2 protein-coding genes are annotated in these 19,983 nt (G+C 33.6%); both read left to right on the top strand.

Features of this window, described 5'->3' with window-relative positions; genetic code table 11:
- A complete protein-coding gene (locus tag CVU84_01405; GenBank protein PKM96398.1) occupies nt 1-14,337 on the top strand; it encodes a hypothetical protein in 14,337 nt (4,778 codons plus the stop codon).
- A 1-nt stretch (nt 14,338) separates the two neighbouring features.
- The gene (locus CVU84_01400; protein PKM96397.1) at nt 14,339-19,966 is read left to right on the top strand and encodes a hypothetical protein; all 5,628 of its coding nucleotides are present in this window, start codon (nt 14,339-14,341) and stop codon (nt 19,964-19,966) included.
- Nucleotides 19,967-19,983 lie beyond the last annotated feature (17 nt).

Raw genomic sequence — 19,983 nt, 5'->3', positions numbered from 1 at the left:
ATGAACAAACAAATCAATCAAAAAGATCTTTTTGAAATGATTCATTTAGGTAAGATCACACCCGAAGAAGGGCTTTTGCGTTATAAACAACTTGATGATAACAAACCAGCCAATCTTGAAAGTGAAAGCGTTTACTTCGAGTATAAGTGGGAAAAATCAAAATCAGAAATGAACATTGGAAATGAAAAACTTGCAGAATGTATTCTGGTTTTTGATACAAATGAAAATATTTACAATATTTTAAAAAAAATAAATAGTAAAAAAGATGGAAATATCATTCTAGTAAAACCAGGTGAACAATATGACAATATGGGCGATCAGATCTATACAATTAGAAAAAACCTTGTAGAGGATTATATTAGGCTAATAAAGGAACTTAAGGAAAAAAATTCTATGCCTGATACTGTTATACATATGTGGTCAGAGAGGTCTGTTCCTAATCATGAAGAGATTAGAAGACAACTCGATGTTGGCCTATATTCTGTTTTCAATTTAGTACAATCTCTTATGAAACAAAAGCTGGAAAAGAGCCTTAAGCTATATTACTATTACCCAGCTATAAAGGGAGAAGCTCAACCACATAATCAGGCAATAAGCGGATTTTTGAAGACTGTTACTATAGAAAATTCAAATTTCATTTGTAGAACAGTACAAATTGATGAGCATACTAAAAAGTCAGATGTGGTACTACAAGAATTGGAAATAAATCAAGAGAAAAACACTGAAATAAAATATGAAAACAGCGATAGATTTGTAAAAGAGCTAGCACTATTAGATTCAAATAAATTGATTAAGTCAAAAGTAAAAATAAAAGAGAATGGTGTTTATTTAATAACTGGAGGTTGTGGTGGCATAGGTCTTATTTTTGCTGAATATCTAGCAAAACATAAGGGTGTTAAGTTGATCCTAACGGGAAGATCAGAACTCAATTCGAAGGGAAAAAGGTCTATTCAAAGGCTAAAAGATTTGGGTGCTGACGTAAGGTATATCAAATCAGATGTATCCAATAAAAATCAGGTTGAAGATCTACTGAAAAATATCAAATCTCATTATGAAGAAATCAATGGAGTTATTCATAGTGCTGGAGTAATAAGAGATTCCTTTGTCTTGAAAAAAAATATAAAAGAGCTGGAGGAGGTTTTAGCTCCAAAAGTTTTTGGGCTTATGAATTTATCAGAGATTTTAAAAAATGAAGATCTGGATTTTTTCACTGTATTTTCTTCTTTATCAGGCGTAACCGGTAATTTAGGACAAGGTGATTATGCCTATGCGAATAGTTTTATGGATCACTATGTTCAAGTAATGAAAGAAGATTATCGTAAAGTAATTTCAATTGCCTGGCCGTTGTGGAAGGATGGAGGTATGGAAGTAGATTTTGATACCAAAGAGAGGCTCTTAAAAGACTTTGGCTTAATACCTATGAGTAGTGATAGAGGTATAAAAGCTTTTGAAATAGCACTTCAACTTCCCAAAGAAATGACTCAAATAATGGTGTTTGAAGGTAATAAAGAAAAAATACTTGATGTACAGAACACATTAAAATCAAGAAAAAACAATCAGAAAACAGAAGCAGCTAAAAGAGAAACTGTTCAAAGAGAAACAGTTCAAAGAGAAACAGTTCAAAGTGAAGCAATGAAAAAATTAGACGAAAAGGATAAAAAAGAGATTCAAAAGAAAGCGGAACAATATTTCAAACAAATGCTTGCTAAAGAAATTGAGATGTCTGAAACTAAAATTCAGGCAGAAGAAACCTTTGAAAACTATGGAATCGACTCAGTTATCATTATGAACCTTAACAAAGAATTAGAAAAAGCTTTTGATGATTTACCAAAAACGCTATTATTCGAATATCGAAACGTAAGAGAGTTAGCAAACTATTTTATACAAAATCATTTCAGTAGATTGCTAGAGAAACTAAATATTAACAATAGACCTCTACCCATTAAGCTTGAGGTGCCAGTTACTGAGGCTAGAAAAACACGATTTATTGAAACTCCACCTCAAACAATGTATTCAGAGTATCAGAAAACCAATACACAGGATATAGCGATCATCGGTGTTAGTGGAAGATATCCCATGGCTGAAAACCTGGATGAATTTTGGTCTAATTTGAAAGTAGGTAAAGACTGTATTACAGAAATACCTTCAGACAGATGGGACTACAAACAGTATTTTGATCCGGATAAAAACAAGAAAGGAACAAGCTACAGTAAGTGGGGAGGATTTATAAAGGATGTAGATAAATTTGATCCATTGTTTTTCAATATATCACCTAAAGAAGCAGAGCTTATGGATCCTCAGGAGCGTTTGTTTTTAGAAACTGCTTGGCATACGCTTGAGGACGGCGGGTACACTCGAAGAAGCTTAAGCGATAAAAAAGTAGGCGTTTTTGTAGGAGTAATGTACGGATATTACCAATTTTATGGTGCCGAAGAATCTTTAAAAGGGAATGTAATCGCACTAAACTCTTCCTATGCAACGATAGCCAATAGAGTATCCTACCTACTAAACTTAAATGGACCAAGCATGGCGGTGGATACGATGTGTTCCTCATCGTTGACTTCAATACATTTGGCCTGTGACAGTATTAGGCTTGGACAAAGCGAAATGGCATTAGCTGGTGGCGTAAACTTAACCATACATCCTAGTAAGTACATATTGCTCAGCCAAGGGAAATTTGCTGCAAGCGATGGTAAGTGCAGGAGTTTTGGTGAAGGTGGAGATGGGTATGTTCCAGGGGAAGGGATAGGGGCAGTTCTATTAAAATCACTGGAGCAAGCAAAAGAAGATGGAGATAGAATCTATGGAATCATTAAAGGAAGTAGTTTAAACCATGGAGGAAGAACCAATGGATATTCAGTACCTAATCCAAAGGCGCAAGGTGACTTAATAGCGGAATCAATCAAAAAATCAGGTATAGATCCTCGAACAATAAGCTATGTTGAGGCACATGGTACAGGTACCTCCTTAGGAGATCCGATAGAAATCAGTGGGCTAGTAAAAGCGTTTGGTGAACACACAAAAGATAAACAATTTTGCTCCATAGGGTCCGCAAAATCTGTGATTGGGCATCTTGAATCTGCAGCAGGAGTAGCAGCAGTAACAAAGGTACTCCTTCAAATGAAGCATAAGCAACTTGTACCGTCTATTCACTCGGAGGTGCTCAATCCGAATATTCATTTTAAAGATACTCCATTTTATGTACAGCATGAATTGGAAGAATGGTTATGCCCAATCGTAAATGGAAGAAGCTATCCTAGAAGAGCGGGAATAAGCTCCTTTGGCGCAGGCGGTTCAAACGCACATATCATAATTGAAGAATATCAAGATGAAACATCAAACGAATCAATCATTGAATCAATATCACAACCACATGTTTTTATATTGTCAGCAAAAAATGATGAGCAGCTTATAAAATATGCAAAAACAATGTTGGAATATTTAAATAAAAAAGTCCTATCAAAAAGCCAGGTTGTATCTGAGACAGATAGAATGATATCAGCACAAGGTAAATTAGTAGACGATTTAATCGAAATGGTATCGTCAATCATAAATATAAATAGGGATGAGATAGATATTAGTGAAAGCATTACAGATTATGGCTTAGACCCTACAAATATATCTAATTTGGTCTATAAAATAAACGAAAGATATAATTTGAATATTTATTTAACTTTAATGAACGAATATTCATCCATAGACTTATTAGCGAAACACCTATGTACAACGTATGAAGAAGTCATTTCTAGTTATTATAACAAAGATATAACTAAGGATGAAAAAATGATTTCATATGTAAAAATAAACATGGAAGAACTAGCCTACACGTTGCAAATCGGTAGAGAAGGAATGGAACAACGTCTTGCTCTTGTAGTTTCAAATGTGGATGAATTAAAGAACAAGTTAGATCGTTTTGTTAAAGGTAAAAAGGGCATTGAAAATCTTATTAGGAATAACACTAGAGAAAGAAAGGATACTCTCATTTTTGAAGGAGAAATAGGTAAGGAATTTATCAATAAAACAATTGAAGATAAAGATATGTTGAAGCTTGCTCAGCTATGGGCAAATGGATTGGAAATAGAATGGAGGAATTTATATGAAGGACGAAAACTAAAACCTATTTCCCTACCAGAATATCCGTTTGTTAAAGAGAGGTATTGGATACCAGAACCAGAAAATGAATCCTCTAGTTTGAATAAAGAGTATAACAAGGAAACAAAACTCCATCCATTCATAGATAAAAATACGTCGGACCTTGAAGAGCAGAAATATACGACTCTATTTACTGGGGAAGAATTTTATTTGAAAGACCATATCGTATCAGGACAAAAGATATTGCCAGGGGTTGCCTATATTGAGATGGCAAGGGCTGCAGGAAAAATGGCTGGAAAAAGCAAAGTCAAAAAGCTGAGAAACATCGTATGGGCAAGACCTATTTCCATAGAGGAAATACATAAAGAAATACAAATAAGCCTATATCCCAAAGAAAATAATGTGGCCTATGAAGTAGTAGGCCAAGAAAATGGCGAACCTTTAACTTATGGCTATGGTCTCCTTGAATATGAGAATGACGATGAAGAAACAGAAGAATATATAGACATAGATTTCATTGAAAAACGATGTTCTAAAAAGTTTGACTATGAAGAAATTTATCAATTGTTTCGTACAAATGGATTAAACTATGGCGAAGGGCTTCAATCTGTAATGGAAATAAATTGTAATGAGGAAGAAGCACTAGGTAAGTTGGAGCTCCCTCAAATAGTAGCGGGAAGCTTTCAAGACTATGTATTACACCCATCAATCATGGATGGAGCACTACAGTCGATTATTGGAATATTAGAAAAGGAAATGAAATTAGGCAAACCATATCTACCTTTTTCTTTAGAAGAAGTAGAAATACTATGCCCGTTAACAAGAAAATGTATCATATATGTTAAAAATAATAACGCAAATGAAAATAGTACGATTAAAAAATTTGACATGGTTTTAACTGATGAAGCAGGTAAAATATTAGTCAAGATGAATGGCTTGGTATTAAGGGCAGTGACGGCTAATGGTGGAGTGAAAGTACGAAAGAACTCCTCAATACTAAAATATAGCAGTCAATGGGAAAGATCCAATTTAAATGGAAACATGCAAGAAAACGATATTGAAAATCTAATCATGTTTGATACTGATGATACTATTTGCAATCATTTAAGAAAAACAATAAAACAAGTAATACTAATAAAACCAGGTAAAAAATATGCAGAATTAGATAATGATATTTATGAAATTAGAACAAATAATCAAGAAGACTACACTCAATTATTAAGCGTACTCATAAATAAGAATGTGAAACCTAATATGATCATTCACAATTGGAGTAAAGAAAAATATGATAGCAAGGAAAAATCTATCAGTAATCAGCTTAATAAAGGTATTTATTCTTTGTTTAACTTAACCGCTGTCATTATGAAACAAAAAGTTAAGGGCAAAATAAAAGTTCTTTATATGTATTTACAGGATCATGGAGAGGAGCCTTCATATGCTGCGATAAGTGGATTTGCAAAAACCGTGAAGTTAGAAAATCCTCAAATAGAAATTAAGACAATGGGTATCAGAACTAGTACTGAACTAGTAGAAGAAATTCTCTTAGATGAATTAAGAGAGGAACTTCATCATAAAAGCATCGATATTTGGTATGACAAAAAAGAGCGGTATATCAGATCAATCAGTAAGATAACTGACCAAGAATTGGGACAGTATAGTTCGCCGATCGAGAATGGTGTTTATATTATAACAGGAGGAACAGGTGGACTAGGTTTCATATTTGCTCATCATCTTGCTCAACAAACAAAAGCAAAAATTATATTAACGGGTAGATCTGAATTAAATGAATACAAGAAAGAAAAAATTAAAGCTCTTAAAAAATTAGGTGCAGAAATAGAATATATAATTGGTGATGTTTCAGTACGAGCTGATGTCCATAATATTATCCAGCATACAAAAGAAAAATTTGGAAATATTAATGGAATTATTCACAGTGCAGGTATCAATCATGATTCTTTATTACTTAGAAAAACGAAGGACGAAATGAATGAGGTACTAGATCCAAAAGTTTACGGCATCATATGGCTAGATGAAGAGACAAAGGATGAACCTCTAGATTTCTTTGCGGTTTTTTCTTCTACTTCTTCAATTCTAGGAAATGTTGGGCAGTGTGATTATGCTTATGCGAATAGCTTTATGGACCACTATTGTGATAGGAGAGAAAGTTTAAAACAACAAGGTGTAAGAACAGGTAAAACCTTATCTATTAACTGGCCGTTGTGGAAAGAAGGCGGTATGACAATGGAGGAATCCTCCATGAAATGGATGGAAGAGAAGCTTGGGTTATTGCCATTAAATACTGACGATGGAATAAGGGTTTTTGAACAAGGGTTAAATTCTTCGCAAGTGAGATTAACGGTATTGGCTGGAGATGAAGAAAAAATTGAAAGAATGCTAGGTCTAACAAGTGATGAAAAAACGAATCAAGAACTTAAGATGATAAGACAAGAAGTGAAGACAATACAACAAGAAAGTATGACAATACAACAAGAAGGTACGGCAAACCAAATAGATGAAAATAAGAATGAATTATTAATAAAGAAAACAGAAGAATATTTAAAAGATATTCTGTCTAAAGAAACGAAAATACCATCAAATAAAATTGACTCAAAGAAAGTCTTTGAAGAATATGGAATAGATTCAGTTATGATCGTTAGCTTAAACAGAGAGCTTGAGGAATATTTTGGTGAGCTTACAAAGACCCTATTATTTGAATATCAAAATATATCGGAGCTTACATCTTATTTTATAGAAAACCATAAAACTAAATTAATCGAGAAACTAAATTTAAACACGCAACCTAAATCAGATGTAAGCACTCAATTTAAATCAGAACCAGGGATAAAAAACCAAGGATTGTTGATGAGTAAGTCCCGCTTTCATAAAATTGATCCATTAACCTCATCTGTACAGGTACAGGATGATATCGCAATTATAGGCTTAAGTGGAAGATATCCTATGGCTAATAATGTTAAGGAGTTCTGGAACAATCTCACAGAAGGAAGAGATTGTATCACAGAAATACCTTTAGATCGATGGGATTATAAAGAAGACTTTGACTCTAACAAAGACTTAAAAGGTAAGAGCTACAGTAAGTGGGGTGGCTTTATCAATGATGTTGATAAATTTGATCCTTTGTTTTTCAAAATATCTCCAAAGGAAGCAGAGCTTATGGATCCACAGGAGCGGCTATTTCTTGAAACGGCATGGCAGACAGTGGAAGATGCAGGGTATACAAAGACAGACTTAAGCGAGTATAAAGTAGGTGTATATGTTGGTGTCATGTATGGACACTATCAGTTATATGGTGCTGAAGAATCCTCTTCCTATGCTTCCATAGCCAATCGGGTATCTTATTGCCTTAATTTAACTGGAACCAGTTTAGCAGTAGATACAATGTGTTCCTCATCCCTTACATCTGTGCATTTAGCTTGCGAAAGTATACATAGAGGAGAAAATCAACTGGCTATAGCAGGGGGCGTAAATGTATCAATACATCCGAATAAGTATATTGCCTTGAGTCAGGGAAGGTTTGTATCCAGTGATGGGAAATGTAGAAGCTTTGGAGAAGGTGGAGATGGATATGTTCCAGGAGAAGGCGTAGGTGCAATACTGTTAAAACCACTTAAACAAGCAAAAGAAGATGGAGATCATATTTACGCAATCATAAAAGGTAGTAGTGTAAATCATGGAGGAAAAACCAACGGCTATACGGTACCTAACCCAAAGGCACAAAAAGCTGTCATATCTGAAGCAATCAATAAATCTGGTGTAGATCCTAGGTCTATAAGTTATATTGAAGCACATGGGACAGGTACATCATTGGGGGATCCAATCGAGATTACTGGTTTGGTAAAGGCTTTTGGTGAATATACGAAGGATAAACAGTTCTGTTCAATAGGATCAGCAAAATCTAATATCGGACATCTCGAATCAGCGGCGGGTATTGCAGGTATTACAAAAATATTATTACAGATGAAATACAAACAATTGGTACCTTCTATTCATTCAGATACATTGAATTCAAATATCAATTTTAACGAGACACCATTTTGGGTGCAACATAAACTTGAAGAATGGAAATGTCCTGAAATTGATACTAAAAAACAACCTAGAAGAGCTGGTATAAGCTCCTTTGGTGCGGGTGGATCAAATGCACATATCATATTAGAGGAAGTTGATACTATAGAATATAATACAGAAGGTCTAGGAAATGAACCGCAATTAATTCTCTTATCAGCTAAAAATATGGATAGCCTCAAAGTTTATGTGAAAGATCTAATAGATATACTGAAAGCAGATAATCCTGTTGAAGAATCAGACGTAATAAATATAATGGAAATGGCGTATACATTGCAGGTTGGTCGTGAAGCAATGGATGAGAGATTAGCCCTTATAGTCCCTGATAAAGAAGCGTTAAGACAAAAGCTAATGCAATATCTAGAAGGAAAAAAAGACATTGATGGACTATACACAGGTAGTGTATTTGGTGTGGCTAATTCTATTCTAACTGAAGGCAGGGCAGCTGAAGAATTTATAAAGATAATCATAAAGGACAAAGAGTTTAATAAATTAGCCCAACTATGGGTTTCGGGTGTTGAAATTGATTGGAGAAGTTTATATAAAGGTCATTTTTTAAATAGAATATCATTACCTACCTATCCATTTGCAAAAGAACATTACTGGGTCCCTGAGAGCAGGAAAACAAGGAAAAAAGAAACTACAATTCTCCATAGATTACACCCTTTGTTAGAAGCTAACACTTCAAATCTAAGAGAACAGAAATTTACTACTACTTTTACAGGTGAGGAGTTCTATTTAAAAGATCATGTGATTTCAAATCAAAAAATATTACCAGGAGCGGCTTATTTGGAAATGGCCCATGCAGCTGGAGAAATTGCAGGAAATTCAAAAGTATGTAAGATCAAAAATATCATGTGGACTCAACCAATCGTTGTAAAAGACCAGCCTGAATTAGTAAACATTTATCTGTATCCTCAGGGAGATTTAGTAGAATATGAAGTTACGAGTATCGCAGAAGACAATAGTAGAAGGCTTCATGCTAGAGGTGATTTGGAATTTGAAGCTTGGGATTATCGTAGAGAAAATAGTGATATGGTCAATATTGAAGAAGTAAAAAATGGTTGTGGATATGTTTCAGGTGATGATTGCTACAAGTTTTTTGAAGAAAAAGGATTTGCTTATGGAGATGGATTTAGAACAATTATAGATGTATTTTCAGGAGAAACGGAAGCCTTAGTGCACCTGAAGCTGCCAAATAAATTAATAAATGACTTTAATCAATTTACACTTCATCCTTCAATCATAGATGGAGCATTACAAGCGGTGATTGGAATAACAAAAAAAACCACTGATGATGAAGAAGCGTTATACGTACCTTTTTCTATAGAAGAAATAGAGCTAATAAACACTATGAAAGATGAGTGTTATGTACATGTTGTTTTAGTAGAGGGCTATGCAAAAAGTGGCATTAAAAAATATGATATTAGCATAACGGACATGTCAGGTGCGAAGCTTGTAAAGATAAACAATCTAATGCTTAGATCCTTACTACCTATCACTAGTAATAGAAATAAAACCATTTATTTTACAGATCACTGGAAAATGGCTTCAAAAGATGACCCTAACAAGAATAAAAAGGGTAGTACAATATTAGTTCTATCTAATGAAATAGCAAATAATAGTATGAAGGAATTGGAAGGAAAATTAATAAAAGTCCTACCAGGTGAAGATTTTCATGAATTAGACAATTCTACATATGAAATCGATCCACAAAATAAAGATCATTATAGAGAGCTGGCAGTAAAATTAAAAGAACAAGGATGTATACCAGATAACATCATACATATGTGGAATAAAGAAGAATTTAACGATGGAGGAAACATAGAAGAACAGTTGGATAAAGGCGCTTATTCTGTTTTATATCTTTTGCAAGCATTGATGGAACAAAAACTAACAAAGATAATAAAACTAATCTATTGCTATGAATCCAATGAGCAAGAAAGCCAACCCCAAAATGCAGGGTTAAGTGGACTGTTTAAGACAATATCTATTGAAAATCCAAACATGAAATGCAAGTGCGTAGAAGTTGTTTCCCCATCAGAATCCGATCTTTTTCATATTGCATTAGAAGAAGCGCAAATAGACGATGGTGTAGAAGTGCTGTATAAAAATAATGAAAGATATGTAAAAGAATTTGAAGAGTTAGATCCTCCTAGTGAGAATAAGAAATTGATGAATTTTAAGAATAAAGGAGTATACATTATAACAGGAGGCACAGGAGGACTTGGAATCATTACAGCACAGTTTCTAGCAAAAGAGTTTCATGCAAAGTTAGTCCTAAGTGGAAGATCAGAATTGAATGATATAAAAGAACAAGAACTTCAAAGGCTTAGGGAACTTGGTGCAGAAGTAGTTTATGTGAAAGCGGACGTTTCTAAAAAGAATGAAGTTGAAAAGCTTATATCAGAAGCGAAAAAACACTATTTAGAAATTAATGGGGTAATACATAGTGCGGGAATATTAAGAGATGCCTTTTTGTTTAAGAAGACTAAAGAGGAAATGGAAGCTGTATTGGCCCCTAAAGTTTACGGAACGCTATTCTTAGATCAAGCAACTAAAAATGAAAATCTAGATTTCTTTGTTGTATATTCATCTGCAGCAGGAAAGCTAGGTAATGTGGGACAGTGTGATTACGCTTTTGGAAATAGTTTTACAGATTATTATTGTAAAAAAAGAGACAAGCTCAAAGCTTTTGGTAAACGATCGGGCATCACGTTATCAATTAATTGGCCATTGTGGAAAGATGGTGGAATGAAGGTTGATAAAGCTATAGAAAAGAGCATGGAAGATCAAATGGGCCTAACACCAATGGACCTTGAAAGTGGCATGAAAGCACTTCAAGATGGATTGAAGCTTGGAGTCGTAAATATGCTTGTCCTCTCTGGCGATAAAACTAGGATTAAAAGTATGCTTGAAGCAGAAAAAAATAGTCACACCATAGAAAACCTTAGTAATACTAATTTATCTAGTAGACAAGACGAACTATTATTTAAAAAGTCAGAAATATTCTTTAAAGAATTATTATCAAACGAAATAAAATTGCCAGTTGCTAAGATCATTTCAGCTCAACCATTTGAAATTTATGGAATAGATTCTGTAATGATCATGAGCTTAAATAAAGAATTTGAAAACAACTTTGGTGAACTACCTAAAACATTGCTATTTGAATATAAAAGCATCGAGGAATTGACAAATTATTTTATGAATCATCACAAGGAAAGATTAATTGAAAAAATAGGTATTGCAATAGAAAAGAATCAAATACAAAAAAAAGAATCGTTTATGGAAAGAAAGGAACTTACGATTCAGAAGCCTAGATTTCAGCATACGGAAATCGCCCAAAAAGAAGGGGTAAATAAAGATATAGCAATTATAGGCTTAAGTGGCAGATATCCTATGGCAAAAAATCTTGAAGAATTTTGGGATAATATGAAAAATGGAAAAGACTGTATAACAGAAATACCTTTTGATAGATGGGATCATTCCCAATACTTCGATCCAGATAAAAATAAAAAGGGAAAATGTTATACCAAATGGGGTGGATTCCTAGAGGATGTAGATATGTTTGATCCACTATTTTTCAACATTTCACCAAAAGAAGCAGAGCTTATGGATCCTCAGGAAAGGTTGTTTTTAGAAACCGCCTGGAATGCAGTTGAAGATGCCGGGTATACAAAAGAAGTATTGAGCCAAAGTTGTGTAGGCGTATTTGTAGGTGTTATGAATGGACATTACCAGATGTATGGAGTAGAAGAATCTATAAAAGGAAATATAATGGCACTAAACTCATCGTTTGCATCTATAGCAAATCGAGTATCCTATTGTTTAAACCTAAGCGGGCCAAGTATAGCTATTGACACGATGTGCTCTTCCTCTATTACAGCAATTCATCTTGCATGTGAAAGTATACGTAGTGGTGATAGCGACATCGTAATTGCAGGTGGTGTGAATTTATCAATACATCCAAATAAATATATTGGTTTAAGCCAAGGTAGGTTTGTATCTACGGATGGTAAATGTAGAAGCTTTGGAGAAGGTGGGGACGGTTATGTTCCTGGTGAAGGTGTAGGTGCAGTGATCTTAAAACCATTACATAAAGCGATAGAAGACAAAGATTTAATTTATGGTGTGATAAAAGGTAGTAGTATAAATCACGGAGGAAAAACGAACGGGTATACAATTCCAAATCCGAATGCACAAGGTACCTTAATTGATAAGGCAATAAAAAGAGCGGGTATTGAACCGAGGTCTATAAGCTATATTGAGGCCCATGGCACAGGAACATCCTTAGGAGATCCAGTGGAAATATCGGGATTAATGAAAGCCTTTGGAAATTCTAAGGATAAACAATATTGTTCTATTGGATCGGTAAAATCCAATGTCGGACATCTTGAATCAGCAGCAGGTATAGCAGGATTAACAAAAGTATTGTTGCAAATGAAATATAAAGAACTTGTTCCATCAATTCATTCGCAAGTATTAAATCCAAATATTAACTTTAGTACATCACCTTTCTTTGTTCAAAGTAAATTTGAAGAATGGAAACAACCTGATATTGAGGGAAGAAAAATTCCAAGAAGGGCTGGTATCAGTGCATTTGGTGCAGGGGGAGCAAATGCCCATATGATTATTGAAGAATATGTTCAAAATGCATACCCAGATCGAAAAGAGGAACAAAAACCATATATTTTAATATTATCAGCAAGCAATACGAATAGATTGAGGGAGTATGCCTTTCGTCTTATAAAATCCTTAAGCAATTTGCTTGAGCATAAAACCATAACACCAAGTTTAGAAAGCATTTCCTATACATTACAAGTTGGTAGAGAAGCATTAGATGAACGCTTGGCAGTGATTGCTTATACTATTCCAGAGGCTATAAAACAAGTTACAGAGTATCTTAGAGGCAAAAGCAATCAAGAAAACATCTATATTGGAAACAAAAAACATATTCAACAAACAATTGAGAAATTGTTAAATGTTCAAAAAGGAAAGGAATTCATAAAAGACTTAATGCAAAATAATGAACTTGAGATGCTTGCAGAACTTTGGGTCAGTGGTGTTGACTTAAATTGGAAACATATGTATCGAGATAAATTGCCACAGAAAATTTCTTTACCTACGTATCCATTTGCCAAGGAAAGATATTGGGTACCGGGTACAATTGAAAAAAGTTATCCAAGTATCACGAGGCAAACATCACAATTAAATGTTGACAAAGAGATTGATAAATTATTAGAAGTTTCCAGAATAGTAGAAAGTGAGTCATTTAAGAGCGAAACATTTAAGGGTGAGGTTACAACTCAATTCGGTAGTATAGATAAGACAGGGAACATCTTAATTGAGAGTACGGAAAGTCATAACCATTCATCAATTGAAGAAGTTATTGAAGAAAGAACGAGATTCTATTTAATGGAGTTGATGTCAAAGGAAATTAAACTCCCAATAGAGCGAATTGAAGTAGATGTTCCAATAGAGAAATACGGTGTCGATTCAGTTATGATTATGCAATTTACCAATGAATTAGAAAAAAGCTTTGGACAATTACCAAAAACACTTTTATTTGAATACAGAACGATTACTGAGTTAACTCAATATTTTCTTGAATTATATCGAGACCAACTCTCAGAATTGTTTGGTATAGATGAATTCATATATTCTATTGAAAATAATATTGAAGAGTCTACAAATATTGAAAAAGAGATTATTGGTAATAAAGAATCTATTGGTAAAGAACTAATAAAGATTGATAAAGAACCAATCAAGGTTAATAAAGAACCAATCAAGATTAATAAAGAATCAAACAAGATTAATAAAGAACCAGTCAATAATTTAAAAGAACCAATCAATCATATAAAAGAACCAATCAATCATAAAGAAGATTACTACCTATCAAACGACTTTATGAAAATAAAGCCAGAAGATGCGGCGCAACTATTAACGAATGTTGACATGATTTCAGAGGAGGATGTAGAAAGATTATTAAAGGATGCTGATTTAGCATTATTTAAGACAAGTAGGATCGTTACTGAGGATAGTAGTATGAAGGAAGAGAGTGAAAAGCTAGAGGCTGAAGTAGCAGTTAAGCTTTTACTAGATGTTGAACACTTAACAGATGAAGAGGTAACCAATTTATTAGATCAAATAAAGGAAGGTATATAATATGAAACCAGAAATATCAATTGATAACCGTGAAATTTTAAGACAATTATTATTGCAAAAAGCATCTGAGTCAACTTTTGAGTACTCACTAGCTTATGGTCAGCAGGCATTATGGTATTTATTTAAAGAAGCTCCTGATAGCATAGCATACAACCTTGCATTTCCACTTAAGATTAAGTCTAAGTTAGACATAAAGGCATTGAGGAGATCCTTTCAAAAACTAGTGAATAGACATCACTCACTAAGAACTACTTTTTCTGATAGGGATGGAGAACCAGTGCAGACTGTACATGGTTATCAACAAGTATATTTTAAAGAATTAGATGTTGCAGATCTTAGTGAAGAGCAATTATACGATACTGCATTAAAAACCCATAGACAGCCCTTTGATTTAGAAAAAGGACCTCTATTTAGAGTACATCTTTTTTGTAAAGAAGATCATGATATCCTTTTAATATGTGCACATCATATTATATCTGACTTTCATACGCTATTATTGATGAACGAAGAGCTTTGGGAATTATATAAAGGTGAAGTGAGTGGTGACAACACATTATCATCACTAGGAGAGATACAGTATATAGATTTCGTTAACAAGCAAAAGAAGACCGTAGAAAGTACGATGAATGAGGAACACTGGGCGTTTTGGAAAGACAAACTGCAAGGTGAATTATCCACATTAAGTTTGCCGATTGATAAACCAAGACCACCTGTTCAAACATATAACGGATCATCTATACCTTTTACAATAAATAAAGAGATGACAAAAGCATTAAAAAAATGTGCAGTAGAGGAAGGGGTAACGCTATTTGTAATGTTGCAGGCGGTACTACAATTATTTCTTCATCGTTATTCTGGGCAAGATGATATTATTGTGGGAATACCAGTTAGCGGAAGATCGCAGCCAAACTTTGATCAGATTGTTGGTTATCTGGTTAATATGGTAGCAATAAGAGTTCAGTTTCATGATGATAAATCTTTTAAAGAATTACTACAAGAAGTTAGAACAACAATAACAGACGCTTTAAAGCATCAGGATTATCCATTTGTTTTGTTGGTTGATAAGTTAAGATTAAAACGTGATCCAAGCCGCTCACCTGTATTTCAGGTTACATTTGAATACTTAAATTTTAACGGAAATCAAAGGCATGCGTCAAAGGGTGTTTCCTTTGAGGCATATCCACTTCCACAGCAAGAAGGGCAATTTGACATGATCCTTACCTTAGAGGATACGGGTGATTATTTACATGGAAAGTTTAACTATAATACTGATCTTTTTCATGAAGAAACAATTCAGAAAATGTCAAAACATTTTAATGTTTTGCTAGAAGGAATTGTTGCGGATATCAATATGCCTATTTCGGATCTTCCATTATTATCAGATGAAGAAAAATATGAACAGCTTACATTATATAACCAAACACAAGTAGATCATCCTTATAACAAATGCATTCATGAATTGTTTGAGGAAAAGGTTAAACAAATTCCAAGTGAAATAGCAATCTCTTGTGAAGGTAAAAGCATATCGTATGATGAGCTAAATAAGAAAGCGAATCAACTGGCTAGGCGGTTAAGAATTGATGGTGTTGGAAAGGATTACATTGTTGGGATTATGGCCAATCGTTCTATTGAATGTATTATAGGAATGCTTGCTGTATTAAAAGCGGGTGGAGCATATTTACCTATAGATCCTAAGTATCCGGATGAAAGATTAAAACTCATACTTGAAGATAGTGGAACGGATATCTTACTTACTCAAAGAGAAATAAAATCAGTTGATTATTTCAAAGGTGTAAAAATATATCTAGAGGATAGCATTGATTATGAACATAACGAAGATAACCTTAATTTAATAAATCATCCAAATGATTTGGCTTATATTATTTATACATCTGGTTCTACAGGAAAACCAAAGGGAGCTATGATAGAGCATAAAGGGGTTGTTAATTATATATCTTGGGCGATAAACCATTATGGAGATGAGAATAAAACAGGATTAACATTTCCGTTCTATTCTTCAATTTCCTTTGATCTAACAGTAACCTCTATATTCACTCCTTTATTATCTGGTAATACGATTGAAGTGTATGGGGATGATGACTTTTGTTTGGACAAAATACTTTTGGAAGATAAGGTAGACATCATAAAGCTAACTCCTTCTCATCTGAAAGCTTTAATAAATGAAGGTATTTCTGCAAAAAGACTAAAAGCCTTTATTGTTGGAGGAGAAGAGTTTGAAAGAAAAGTAGCAGAAGAAATTGACAAGAAATTCAGCCATAAGGTTATTCAATACAATGAATATGGTCCTACGGAAACAGTTGTAGGTTGTATGATATATGCTTATGATAAAGAAAAGGATAAAGACAAAGCAGTACCAATTGGTGTTCCATCAGATAACGTGAAACTCTATATATTTGACCAAAACAAGCGATTGGTTCCTGATTGTGTGATTGGTGAATTGTACATAGGTGGAGAGGGCGTTTGTAGGGGGTATCTAAATAGAGAGAGCTTAACAACAGAAAAATTCATAGAAAATCCCTACGTGAATGGGGAAAGAATATATAAAACAGGTGATCTTGTTAGAAAAAGAAGAGATGGTATTATTGAATTTATTGGTAGAGTGGATCAACAAGTTAAGATAAATGGTTATCGAATAGAATGTGGTGAAATCGAAGAATATGTAATGAAAACAAACACAATAAAAGAGGCTGTAGTTGTTATTAAAGAAGATCAAAACAGTGAAAAATATCTTTGCTGTTACTATGTATCTAGTAGGGAGCTTCTGGCAGAGGAAATAAGAAAAGAGTTATCGGAAAAAATGCCTTGCTATATGATTCCAACAAAATTCATTCAATTAGACCAAATGCCGCTTAATCAAAATGGGAAAATTGATAGAAAATCTCTGCAAAATAAATCTATTGAAGTAGAAACTAGTGAGCTATATAAAGCTCCAAGAAATCAACTTGAAAAAGATTTGAGCGAAATATGGGCAGGGGTTTTAAAAACCAAAGAGGAAATCGGTATTCATGATAACTTCTTCAATTTGGGTGGAAACTCTTTGCTGGCCATTCAAGCCATCCAAAGATTAAGAAAAATGGGATTGGGATGTAAAACGAGTGATTTATTACAACATCCCACAATTGAAGAGTTAGCAAAGCATATTCAAAAATCCAATGCTATTCAGAATTCCACAGCAGGAACTGATTCTAAAGCGGAAAAGGAATCCAAAGAAGAAAAGGATACCAAAGAAGAAAAGGATGCCAAAGAAGAAAAGGATTACACAGGAGATATAGGGTTAACACCAGCGCAAACTTGGTTTTTTGATCATTTTAAAGATTTTTCCCATTTTAATCAATATGTTTTACTCAAAACGAATAGGTTGATTCATATCAACCATTTAGAAAAGGCACTTAATGCCGTTATAAATCATCATGATCAATTGAGAGCTTATTATACGAAAAAAGATTCAAAATGGATTCAAACAATTGAAGAAAAAAAAGAATATCGAATGTTAACGATTCATGATTTATCCGGAGTAGAGACAAGCTTACAGGATGAAAAGGTTGCGGAAATCATTTCTGAAAAACAAATGGAACTTTATATATCACAAACGCCGTTGATAAAAGGAAGTTATTTTATACAGGATGATTATAAAGGAACGCTTGCAATCTATATGCATCACCTTATTACCGATTTTGTTTCTTTTGGTATTATCATTGAAGATTTAAATTTATATTATGAATTATTAGAGACAGGAAAGGATTTATATTTGCCAAGTAAAACAACATCCTTTAGAGCCTGGAGCAATGCTTTAGAAACTTACGCGAGAGCCAATGACTTTGAAGCGGATATTCAGTATTGGAATTTAGAAGCAATGAAGGATATACCTTTGATACCCTTCGACTATTCAGATTCAATCTTATCAAATACAGAAGAATCAAGAGTAGATTCTATTTTATCATTAAATAGGAACGAATCTGAGAAGATATTAAAGAGCATTCCATTAGAATATGCTGTTAATGGGCATGAGTTTATTTTAACATGTATATCAGAAGCTTTGTACAAATGGACGGGTCATAATAGATTACTCATTGATTTTGAAGGACATGGTCGGGAAGAAATAGATCCTTCCATTGATTTGACAAGAACAGTAGGTTGGTTTACTTCAATGTATCCATTACAAATTACGTTAGATGAAAAGAGTGAAGGGCCCTTAAGGAGAATAAATGAAGTAAAAAATCAAATAAAGAAGGTTCCTAATAATGGCTTTCATTATGGTATTTTAAAATATATAAAAAAACATGAAGGTTTTGATAAGTTGCCTATTCCGCAAATCGGGTATAACTATCTAGGTGATCTAGATCATCAAACAGGAGATAGAACATTTGAAGTAGATAATCTCCATTTATCCTCCGGGAAATTAAATCAACTACCTTATATTCTTCATTTTAATATTGTAATCGTAGAAGGTCAGCTACACATCATGCTAACCTATAGTAAAAATTTGTTTAAGCAAGAGACGATTCAAGCATTTATTGAAATCATACAAGAAGAGTTTACTTGTAAAATAAATGCTCTATGGGATAAAGCTACAAAGGATATAACAACCTGTAAAAAGTGTATTTTACCAAATACCTTTCCTAAAATTGAAATAAGTGAAGAGGGTACGTGCAATTATTGCAAAGACTATCATTCTGTAATCATCGATGATTCAAAAGATTTTGCAGATGAGGAGGAGCTCCTAAGAAGTTTAGAGAAATATAAAAAATTAGGAAATAAATATGACGTATTGGTTCCTTTGAGTGGTGGTGTTGATAGCAGTGTAGCTTTAATAGAAATTGTTAAAAAGTATAAACTCAAGGCCTTAGGATTTCATAATGATCATGGATATGAAGATGAAACAGCGACAAATAATGTTAAAAAGCTATGTAAGGCATTAGAAGTTGACTTAATTATTAAACAACACGATACTCCTTTTATGAAGAAATTATGGAAACATACAAATCAATCAAAGGTAAAAGGATTAAGTAGTTGCTTTGTTTGTGGGGGCATATTATATGCCAATGCAGTAGAAATTGCTGACAGATATGACATTCCTTTAATTATCAATGGTTACTCAAAAGGACAAGCTACGATGATGGCAAATAAAGAAACAGCATTGGAATTTTGGGAGGAAATGATTGAAGAATTCCAAGAAGATGAAGCTTTTTTTGATGAATTTATGGAGCGTCAAAAACCAATGAGTAAACAGAAAGTATATTTAGCAAGAGAAGATCTTGACACTCCAGTCGATAAAAATAAAATCCTTGTAATACCTTTTTATATATTTAAATTTAACAAAACGGATAAAGTGATTTTGAGAAAGAAATGTGAGGAAATGTTTGATTGGCGTCAAATGAAGACTTCGTATCCAGGTCGTACTACGAATTGTGATATGGTATGGCTCAATACTTATATGGATTTACAAAGAATGCAACATACAATGTACCACGAGGAATATGCTAGTCTTGTTAGAAAAGGGGAGATAACAAGAACACAGGCACTAGCAGACTTAGAATTTAATCCGCCAGAAGGAGTTGTTGAACGCTTGGCAAAAGACATTGATTTAAACCTAAATATAAAAAAATGATTTAATCAAAAAAGGAG

Source organism: Firmicutes bacterium HGW-Firmicutes-1, from assembly GCA_002841625.1.
Lineage (GTDB): Bacteria > Bacillota > Clostridia > Lachnospirales > Vallitaleaceae > HGW-1.
Note: the sequence above shows the minus strand (reverse complement) of the source record. Positions and strands in the feature narration are given on the sequence as shown.